This window comes from Rhizobium sp. PEPV16 (genome assembly GCF_008919455.1).
Classification (GTDB): domain Bacteria; phylum Pseudomonadota; class Alphaproteobacteria; order Rhizobiales; family Rhizobiaceae; genus Rhizobium; species Rhizobium leguminosarum_Q.
Genome location: NZ_VSZV01000347.1, coordinates 50,027 through 59,770, shown reverse-complemented (window position 1 = coordinate 59,770; position 9,744 = coordinate 50,027). Strand labels below are relative to the sequence as shown.

At 58.9% G+C, this 9,744-nt stretch carries 8 protein-coding genes; 5 read left to right on the top strand and 3 right to left on the bottom strand.

Annotated features, from left to right (window positions below; translation table 11 throughout):
• Window positions 1-148: 148 nt before the first annotated feature.
• Complete coding sequence (locus FY112_RS29070; RefSeq protein WP_131629558.1) at window positions 149-1,030, top strand: alpha/beta hydrolase-fold protein; 882 nt, start codon at window positions 149-151, stop codon at window positions 1,028-1,030.
• A gap of 139 nt (window positions 1,031-1,169) precedes the next feature.
• Here the strand turns inward: FY112_RS29070 and fhuB are convergent, their stop codons facing one another.
• The 3 genes from fhuB to FY112_RS29055 are packed head-to-tail and all read right to left on the bottom strand — an operon-like array spanning window position 1,170 to window position 4,826.
• Window positions 1,170-3,140 (bottom strand): Fe(3+)-hydroxamate ABC transporter permease FhuB, encoded by a 1,971-nt coding sequence (fhuB, locus tag FY112_RS29065; protein WP_131643876.1) that lies wholly within the window; start codon window positions 3,138-3,140, stop codon window positions 1,170-1,172.
• On the bottom strand, window positions 3,140-4,018 hold the full coding sequence (locus FY112_RS29060) for an iron-siderophore ABC transporter substrate-binding protein (protein ID WP_151519878.1): 879 nt from the start codon (window positions 4,016-4,018) through the stop codon (window positions 3,140-3,142). Before FY112_RS29060 ends, fhuB begins: the two co-directional genes overlap by 1 nt.
• Before the next feature lie 13 nt (window positions 4,019-4,031).
• A complete protein-coding gene (locus FY112_RS29055; RefSeq protein ID WP_131629683.1) occupies window positions 4,032-4,826 on the bottom strand; it encodes an ATP-binding cassette domain-containing protein in 795 nt (264 codons plus the stop codon).
• Window positions 4,827-5,747: 921 nt separating this feature from the next.
• Here FY112_RS29055 and FY112_RS29050 point away from each other — a divergent pair.
• The 4 genes from FY112_RS29050 to FY112_RS29035 all read left to right on the top strand — a co-directional run bounded on the left by FY112_RS29050 (window position 5,748) and on the right by FY112_RS29035 (window position 9,570).
• On the top strand, window positions 5,748-6,650 hold the full coding sequence (locus FY112_RS29050; RefSeq protein WP_131620432.1) for a LysR family transcriptional regulator: 903 nt from the start codon (window positions 5,748-5,750) through the stop codon (window positions 6,648-6,650).
• Window positions 6,651-6,769: 119 nt separating this feature from the next.
• Window positions 6,770-7,660, top strand: coding sequence for an NAD(P)-dependent oxidoreductase (locus FY112_RS29045; protein WP_151519877.1), 891 nt, complete (start codon window positions 6,770-6,772; stop codon window positions 7,658-7,660).
• Window positions 7,661-7,712: 52 nt separating this feature from the next.
• Window positions 7,713-8,681 carry an aldo/keto reductase gene (locus FY112_RS29040; protein ID WP_151519876.1) on the top strand — a complete coding sequence of 323 codons (969 nt, stop codon included), beginning with the start codon at window positions 7,713-7,715 and terminating at the stop codon, window positions 8,679-8,681.
• A 64-nt stretch (window positions 8,682-8,745) separates the two neighbouring features.
• Window positions 8,746-9,570: an aldo/keto reductase gene (locus tag FY112_RS29035; RefSeq protein ID WP_131643861.1), complete on the top strand. Its 825-nt coding sequence runs from the start codon at window positions 8,746-8,748 to the stop codon at window positions 9,568-9,570.
• The last annotated feature ends 174 nt before the right edge of the window (window positions 9,571-9,744 follow it).

The window sequence follows — 9,744 nt, the reverse complement described above, 5'->3', positions numbered from 1 at the left end:
AACCGTGATTGCCATGAGGCGCTTTCGTAGAGGCCAGGATATCAGCAAAGAGTTGCACCGACCTTGGAAAGCTTCGAAAACCTGCCGGTGAACCGCACCGAAATCAATTTCCCTTCCCCTATCCTCCCAACCATCAGAAAATTTTCTCATGACCAATCCTATCAGTGTCTATTCGATGCCCGGAACGTGTTTTTTTGATCTGGCTCCTGCTGCGGGTGGCGAGCCCTATCGCATATTCCTTTCCATTCCGGCGGAGAAACCGCCGGCGGGTGGATGGCCGCTTCTCGTCATGACCGACGGTAACGCCACGTTCCCCTTCGCGGTCGCCAGCTTGGTCACGCAGGCACCTTACCCCACGGGAACGAATGTCGGTTGGGGGGTGATCGCGGCGATCGGCTACCCCTCCGACGAGCCCTATGATCCGCTCCGCCGGTCTTGGGACCTCGGGCCTCCGCCGGTCAAATCCTATCCGCCGTTCGTTGAGGGCGGTCCGCCGGTTGTCATCGGAGGGACCGGCAAGCTGGTGGATTTCATCGAGAACGAGCTTATACCGCGGATTGCGGAGATGGTGATCCTGGATCCGATGCGCCGAACGCTTTTCGGACATTCCTTCGGCGGCCTCTTTACTCTCTATGCCCTGTTCGAGCGTCCCGGTCTGTTTGCCAATTGGATTGCGGCCAGCCCAACCATCTATTGGGAGAACAGCGAAATCCTCAAGAATGAAGCGCAACGTCAAGAGGCACCGGGGAATGCACCCTTCCTGCATTTGTCCGCTGGGGAATACGAAGGCGATGAGCTAGCACCCTTCCAGTACCGGAACGAGGATGCCATTGCACGCCTGGAGAAGAGGAAGACGGAGCGGACCATCCTCCTGGCGCGGGAGATGGCGGAGCGATTAAACGGCACTGCCGACGGATTGCGTACCGAATTCGAGCTTTATGCCGGTGAGACCCACATGTCGGTTCTTGCGGCGGCCGTGAATCGCGCGGTTAGCATCGCGTTCGCCGTCCAGAGTTTGACCGACATGTGACGCTCTCCGACGTTAATGGTCCGGCCGGCCGTGCTCCCCACCCGTATCGGCCCATCTCGGAGCAAGAGGCAGGGCCAACCTGCCGGCGAATGAGACAACGCCATAGTGAGATCGTTGATGGTGTTGCGTGGGCAACCCCTCAGCTGGCACCGCGCTTCCGCATCATCAGCATCAAGAACGGCGCTCCGATGAGTGCGGAAACAAGACCTGCCGGGATCTGATAGGGCGATACGATCGTGCGGCCGACGAAGTCAGCCGCAACCATCAGCCCCCCTCCGATCAGAGCGGCGCCGACCATTTGCGGCAGCGCGCGCACCAATCCCGCCTCCCGCGCAAGGTGAGGTCCCATGAGGCCGATGAATGACAACGGGCCAACCGTGAGCGTCGCGGCAGCCGTCAACAATCCTGCGAGGCCAAAAAGCGCAAATCGCGATTTTGCCAAGGGTATACCGATCGCCGCCGAAGGCGACGGTCCAAGCGGAAGAATGTCAAGCCAGCGGCGAGCGGCGAGCGAGACGGCAATCAGCACGGCGCCGAGCGCCACCTCCATTGCGGCGGTCGACCCCTCGATAAGATAGGTGGACCCGCTCATCCACCGCATCAGCAGAACTGCTCTCGGATCTCCCGTCGAGCTCAACACGCCGACGACGGCATCGACCATCGCGCTTAAGGCAATGCCCGCCAGCAGGACTCGTTCAGGCGCGAACGCCGATCGCCGGGAACTGGCGAAGATGACAAAAAGAACGCTGATCGCACCGGCCACAGCAAATGCAAATTGCCCGGAAAATCCTGGAGCGACGGCAAAGAGGGCAATTGCAACACCGAAGGTCGCGCCGGCACTGATTCCCAGAACTTCGGGACTTGCCATTTCGTTTCCGGTCAGCCGCTGAAGGATCGAGCCCGCGACCGCAAGCATGGCGCCCGATGTCAGGGCGGCGAGGATTTTAGGTATCCTGATAGCAAGGACATCGGCCGAAAATTCGCCTGATGTAAAAGCCCAACCGCCATTGATGTCGCGTCCGAAAAAAGCGCTGACCATCAACAGGACGAGCAGGCCGGCGGCCGCGATGATGACGGGTGCGCTTACATCCCATCGACGTGGCCGTCTGAACGCCGGCGATTGCTGTAGTCTATGACGGATCTTCAGCCGCGGCAGGAGCGCGAGAAGCAGTGGCGAACCGAAGATGGCTGTCACTGCCCCCGTCGGCAAGAAATCACCAAGTCCGCCGGCGACGAGTTGCAGGATGGAGTCGGCGAAGAACAGCAGTCCGGCGCCGATCAGCGGAGACCAGAGGATGAGTTGTGCGGGACGCCGTGCTCCGGACAATCGCGCAATCGTCGGCGCGACCAGCCCAATGAAACCAATCACCCCAACGGCGCTCGTAACAAATGCAGCAAGCGCGACGGCAAGGGCGACGACAACGAAACGCAGCCGGACCAATCTGACGCCGAGTGCCGTGGAACTGCTCTCGCCAAGATCGAGTAGCGAAAGCGGTCTCATCACGAAAGCGGAGGCGATGGCGATGACAGCCAACTTCCAAAGAAGCGACAGGGGAATGACCCAGCTTTGCTGTGCCAGCGAGCCGGCGCCCCAGATGAACAGGCTCGAGAGATAGCGCTGGTTCAAATAGGTCAGGATGGCAGCGAGGCCGCCGCACCAAAGACTGAGAACCAGCCCCGACAGAACAAGCGAATAAGGCGAAAAACCGCGGCGCGCCCCCAGGCTGACGACGATCGCAGCAGCGGTCGCACTGCCGATCAAAGCGACAAGATCGCGGCCGGCGCCAAGCAAGTCGGGGAGAAACAGCGATGTTACCACCAGCGCCAGGTTTGCTCCGGCCGACACGCCAAGGGTGGTAGGATCGGCGAGCGGGTTTCGCAAAACTTGCTGAAACAGCGCCCCGGACAAGGCAAGCGCGGCTCCGGCAATCAGCGCCGTCGCAAGACGGGGAAGCGTCGAATAGGTGAACACCATTCGCGTGACATCGTAATCCGGTCGAGCCATTTCTGACAGTGCAGGAGCGGCAAGAAACCACGATGCCACGCCTCCACCGCACATCAGGAGGAGGAAGACAATTGCTGGCCCGATATTGTCGCGGCGGGAAACCATCAAGCTTCCTTTTCCAGAAGATCTGTCAAAAGGCCTGCGAAACGCATGGCCTCGTTCACCATCCCGAACATCAGGGCTGGCGGCAGGATCGACAGGTGACCCGGACGCGCAAACGAAAGCCTGTTCCACAGCGGGCTCTGAGCGAGTTTCGGAAGAACGTCCGGAGGAATCGGGTCAAAGGCGATCAGACGCGCGTCCGGATCGGTGACCTTGGAGAGATCTTCAATCCCGATCGTTTCAAAGCCCCAATAATTCGACTCTCTGGTCCAGGCATTTCGGACACCGATGCGCTCGAGCACATTGTGGAACAGTCCGGGACTCGAGTAGATGCGGGCATGGCGGGCATCCATGAAATTCACCAGGGCGACCGGCGGCAGGTTCTTGCCCACTAGGCGACTGCGGCATTGCTCAAAGAAGACGTCGGCTCGGGCGAGGAACTGCTCTGCTTCATTCTCACGGCCAAGCTCAACGGCCAATTTACGCGTCGCCGCGATGGCAGCGGTAAGAATAGGTCCAATGCCCGGCATAAAGATTTCCAGCCGAACGACTTTCGCCACCGACTGAAGCTTGGGCAACAGCTCATCCAGGTAGGGTGTGGTCAAGATAATGTCAGGCTTCAGAGTGACGAGAATTTCAAAATTGACCTCGAACGAACTGCCGATATCGACGACGGATTTTGGCATCGTCGGCTCGACAACCCATCTGTCCCAGTCGGCGAGGTCCGAAATCCCGACCGGAGGCAATCCGAGGGATAAAAGAGTGGACGCAAGACCGTAGTCGAGGCTGACGATCCTTGGGCCCATCGACTGTGCAAACAGCGGAGCTGGAATGAGCGAGGCCGCCGCGAACTGCAAAAAGGTGCGCCGCGAAATCCCCATTGATCGGCCGGCCTCAGCAAACATAGGCGAGCGGATAGGGCAGGTTGGGCGCGGAGATTACATCCATGTCGATCCCATAGATCTCTTGCAGCGTGTTCGGCGCGAGGATCGCGCTCGGAGTTCCGCTGGCAACCACGCGACCGCGTTTCAATGCATGGATCCGATCGCAGAAGCGAGCGGCCATGTTGATGTCGTGGAGAACGATGACGACACTCCTTCCACCTTCATGCGCCAAGCGTCGCACAAGTGAGAGCACCTCGACCTGATGAGCAACGTCGAGTGCCGCAGTCGGTTCGTCGAGCAACAGGCAGCGAGCATCCTGAGCGATCAGCATCGCGATCCAGGCACGTTGCCGCTCGCCGCCCGATAGCGTTCCCATGATGCGGTCGGCGAACGTCTCGATATGCGTGGCTCGAAGGGCGTCCTCGACTTTCTCTTCATCGTTTTTGGTGAACCGGCCGAGCGCTCCATGCCACGGATAACGACCGCATCCTACAAGCTCGCGGACCGTCATTTCCGATCCGGTCGTGACGTCCTGGGGCAGATATGCGACCGAACGCGCAAAGGCGCGTTCGTTATACATCCTCAGATCCTGGTTTCCGTAAGAGATCGATCCAGTGCTCGGCACAAGCTGGCGAGCTAACATTTTGAGAAGACTGGATTTGCCGGAACCGTTGTGGCCGACCAGCGCGACAACTTCTCCTGCCGGAAATTTGAGACTGACGTCGCAGAGAATTTCGTTCCGCTCTATCAAAAGACCTATATTTTCGGCGACAAAAGTTTCAGCCGTTCGAGGCGGATCTTGCATCGGGAGTATAGCCACGTGACATCCTTTAACCGGGTGATAGGTCGGTACTAAAGATGAGAGCAGCAATCAACTATTTTCGTTAGCCCTCCACCTAGGTCCTCGTCATCTCGTGCGGCGGCCCCGGCTCTCGGCCGGCAACGCCGGCTTCTGTGCCACCTCACTTTAAGCGACTGAGGGAGGAGGAGGAAAGAAAATCCTCTCTAGCGTGTATAGTTCCCAAGAAATTTTTGAGATTATCATTATTTTAGCAGCCCTTACCGGATCCATCGCGATTTAACCGCGAAAGTATGAACAATCTTAGATTGTGTAAAATGGCATAAGCTGAATTATGGAACCGAGGCTGGAGCTGAGGATATACCGGCGACGAGTGGCTCATCCCCCGCTACGCATTCAAATGAGTCCCGCTGTTGCAACCGCACGGAAACATCGGTTCAGCCCAGAAACCAGAGGGTTTCAGTTGGCTGCTAGACCTCGGTACATCTGCAGAGAAGGGGTTTGCGGCATTGCAATAGTTGATAATGCATCGCAATATAACTGTTATAATCTGGGGCAGTTAGGCGCCATGCGATGAGGATTTGCATCTATAGATCGGATAGGGCACCTGAGCTTACCCTTTTGCTGCGAGAAGGCCTGCCTATACCCGCGGATACCAAGATAGACAAATGGACCAAAATTAAGGTCGTCACGGACAGAGAGATGAGGGCAGACCTTTTGATTCAAATCGGCGGGATGGGGTATGTGTTAATTCGACTCAGCGCGAATAGACGAGGCTAGCGCGGCCGTTGCCGTCGCGTTATCACGACACTACCGCCGCATAATCCGAGCCGGTAAACCAGCATTCGAGTGCTGAGTTGTACCGAACGAGCTAGAGCTTTCATGCCCGGTTGCGAAGTATCGCCAAACTAGCCTCCTGAGATCAACATGCAGTTCAAGCGCAACGAAATTCACGAGCTGTCGATCTTTCTCGCGATAGTCCAGTACCGCAGTTTTCGGAAAGCGGCGGATCACCTCGAAGTAACGGCTTCCGCTCTGAGCCACAGCATGAAGGCGCTTGAGCAAAGGCTGGGCGTTCGCCTCCTTAATCGAACCAGCCGCAGCGTTGCGCCAACCGCTGCCGGAACAGCGCTCGCTGAGAAGATTTCTGCCGGGCTCGAGCTTATCAACTCCGGATTGGAGGACTTGAACGGGCACTATCAAGCTGGCGCCGGCAGCATTCGCATCAATGTTCTGAAAGATGCCGCCGTTCTGCTTTTGCGGCCAGCCATTCCGGTCTTCCAGCAACGCTTCCCGAATGTCGAACTTGAGGTCGCCGTGGATGACCAGTTCGTCGATGTCACCGCGGACGGCTTCGATGCCGGTATCCGGTACAGCGGCACCATCCCGGAAGACATGATCGCAGTTCCTCTCACTCCTCCTTTAAAATGGGTCGCGGTCGCTGCTCCTGATTATCTCAGAAGTCATGGTCGCCCTATCATGCCGGAGGACCTCAATTCCCACCGCTGCATCCGGATACGGACGGGCCGCGGCCAGATCTACAAGTGGGAATTCGAACGCGGCGACGACCGGCGCGAGATCGACGTTCCCGGAGCGCTGATATCAGGCGAGACCGATCTTGCCATCAATGCTGCGCTGGAAGGTGCCGGGGTGTCCTATTGCCTGGAAAGGCTGGCAAGCCCCTACGTTTCCGCGGGGCGCCTGGAAGTCGTCCTTCCCAAATGGGCATCAATAGGCCCGCCGTTTTCGATGTATTATTCCAGCCGGCGGCAGCTCCCCTTCGGCGTCGACGCGCTGATCAAGATCGTTCGCGGCTTGAACGGATTGTAGCGGCTGTTTCCCATTGATGAGCCTTGTTCATCGGTTCAGTGATTTCCACTCTATTGATTCATCGCTCTCCCGCGTTGTACCGCTTCTATCGAACCTTCATCAGGAAGCGGACAGATCACATGAGCAAGCGGATCATCTTTACCGGCGGCAGCGGCAAGGCCGGCCGCCATGCGGTTCCATATCTGGTGGGGAAGGGACACAAGGTCCGCAACCTCGACCTCGTTCCCTTGGACTGCCCCGGCGTGCAGACGTTGATCACCGATCTCACCGACGGCGGCCAGACCTTCAACGCCCTGTCGATGCATTTCAGCGGTGAGGGTCTGCAAACGCCGGGCGGACCGGCCAAGGTCGATGCCGTCGTGCATTTTGCGGCTATACCGAGCCTGCTGCTCAAGCCCGACAATCAGACTTTTTCGGTCAATGCGATCTCGACCTATAACGTCATCGAAGCGGCGGTGAAACTCGGCATTCCCAAGGTGATCATCGCGTCCAGCGAAACGACCTACGGCGTCTGTTTTGCCGAGGGCGACAAAGATTTCCATTCGTTTCCGCTCGAAGAAGACTATGACATCGACCCGATGGACAGCTATGGGCTCTCCAAGGTCGTCAACGAGAAGACGGCCCGCGCCTTTGCAATGCGCAGCGGCATCTACGCCTTGCGGATCGCCAACGTCATCGAACCGCATGAATATGAGCGTTTTCCAGGCTTCCTTGCCGATCCGCCATCGCGCAAGCGCAACGCCTGGAGCTACATCGATGCCCGCGATCTCGGGCAGATCGTCGATCTTTGCCTGCAGGCCGATGGCCTCGGTTTCCAGGTCTTCAATGCCGTCAACGACACGATCACGGCAAGCGAGCCAACGCGGGATTTCCTCGGCAAATGGGCGCCGAACACGCCGATCCTTCGGGAGCTCGGCGAATTCGAAGCGCCGCTCTCGAACCGGAAGATCCGGGAAGTTCTCGGTTTCAAGGAAGAACACAACTGGCGGAAATACGTTACCGGCGCATGATGCCGCGAGGCGCATTTCCGCCACGGCCAACCAACAACTCCGAGGAAAGACCATGAAGACCACAAGACTTGGCAAGACAGGGCTTGAAGTCAGCCGCATCTGCTTCGGCTGCATGTCCTTCGGCAAGCAGACGGACGAACGCCCGTGGGTTCTAGGGCTCGAAGAGGCGCGGCCACTCTACAAGCGCGCATGGGATGCCGGCATCAATTTCTTCGATACGGCCAATGTCTACGCACAGGGCACCAGCGAAGAGATCACCGGCGTCCTGCTTAAGGAACTGGCGCCCCGCCAGGAGATCGTGCTGGCAACCAAGGTGTTCGGTCGCATGCGCCCCGGCCCAAACGGCCAGGGTCTTTCCCGCGCCGCGATCCTTACCGAGATCGACAACAGCCTGCGCCGCCTCGGCACCGACTATGTCGATCTCTACCAGATCCACCGCTTCGACCCGTTCACGCCGGTGGAAGAAACCATGCAGGCGCTGAACGACGTCGTGCGCGCCGGCAAGGCCCGCTATATCGGCGCATCCTCGATGTGGGCCTGGCAGTTTTCCAAGCTCCAGCATGCAGCCGAGGTCAACGGCTGGACGAAGTTCGTCTCGATGCAGAACCAGGTCAGCCTCACCTATCGCGAGGAGGAACGCGAAATGCTGCCGCTCTGCGGCGATCAGGGTATCGCAGTCCTGCCGTGGAGCCCGCTTGCCGGCGGTAAGCTGACCCGTCCCTGGGGCACCGAGACCAAGCGCGCCACCACCGACCGTTACAACAAGAGCATGTATGAGAAGACCGGCGATCGGGACGTCGTCGAGGCGGTCGAAGCCGTCGCCAAGGCGGGCAAGACATCCATGGCGCAGGTCGCGATGGCCTGGGTGCTGCAGAAGCCGGTCGTGACCTCGCCGATCGTCGGCGTCAGCAAGATGAGCCATCTCGAAGATGCGATCGCAGCGGTCGAGTTCGAACTCACCGGTGATGACGTCAAGGCGCTCGAAGCCCCCTACAAACCGCTGCACGTCGCCGGTTTCTGACGACAGCGCCGCGCGGCTTTTCGGACGCGCAGTAAGATTTTGAATTGCTGCGTAGGAAGAGAACATGACGAAAGAAGCAATGGTCGCCGGCATCCCGCAGATGGGGTACGGCACATGGAACCGCTCGGCCGATGAAGCCCATCAGGGCGTCATCTGGGCGCTCGAAGCCGGATGCCGCCACATCGACACCGCCCAGGGCTACGGCAACGAGCAGGATGTCGCCCGCGGCATCAAAGACGCCGGCGTGGCGCGCAACGAAATCTTCATCACCACGAAGGTGAAGCCCGACAACTACGGCCCCGGAGCCGTCATGCCGTCGGTCAGGGAGAGCCTGGAAAGGCTCCGCGTCGACCAGGTCGACCTGTTGCTGCTGCACTGGCCGTCGCCGCATAATAAATATCCGCTTGCCGATTATCTCGGCCAGTTCGCCGAGGTTTTCGATGCCGGCCTTGCCAGGCAGATCGGCGTTTCGAACTTTACTAAAGCTCTGATCGACGAAAGCATCCGCCTGCTCGGCAGCCGCACGATCACCACCAACCAGGTGGAGTGCCATGTCTATATGCAGAACCGGCCGATCATCGATTATTGCGAAAAACTCGGTATCGCGGTCACGGCCTATTCACCGCTCGCGCGCGGCGCCGTCGTCGGCGACCCGGTTCTCGAAGAGATCGGCCAGGTCCGCGGTGCCGCCAGCGACCAGATCGCGCTCGCCTTCCTCATCGCCAAGGGGCATGTGGTCATCCCGTCTTCCAGCAAGAGGGGCCGCATCATGCAGAATTTCGAGGCCCGCAAGATCACGCTGACGCCGGCCGAGATCAAACGGATTGAAGGCCTCGAGAAGGGCATGCGGCTGGTAAACGGCGATTGGTGCCCCGTTTGGGATGTGTGAAGGTAGTTCGCTGCTCTTTCCTTCACCGCCGTCGATATCGAAATGACAGCCGCCGTTGATGCCACGGTTGTGTTCAAAGAGGAGATAAACATGGATTATCGCAAGCTCGGTCCCAGTGGGACCGTCGTCACTGCCTATTGCCTCGGCACCATGACCTTTGGCGCGGAGGCCGAT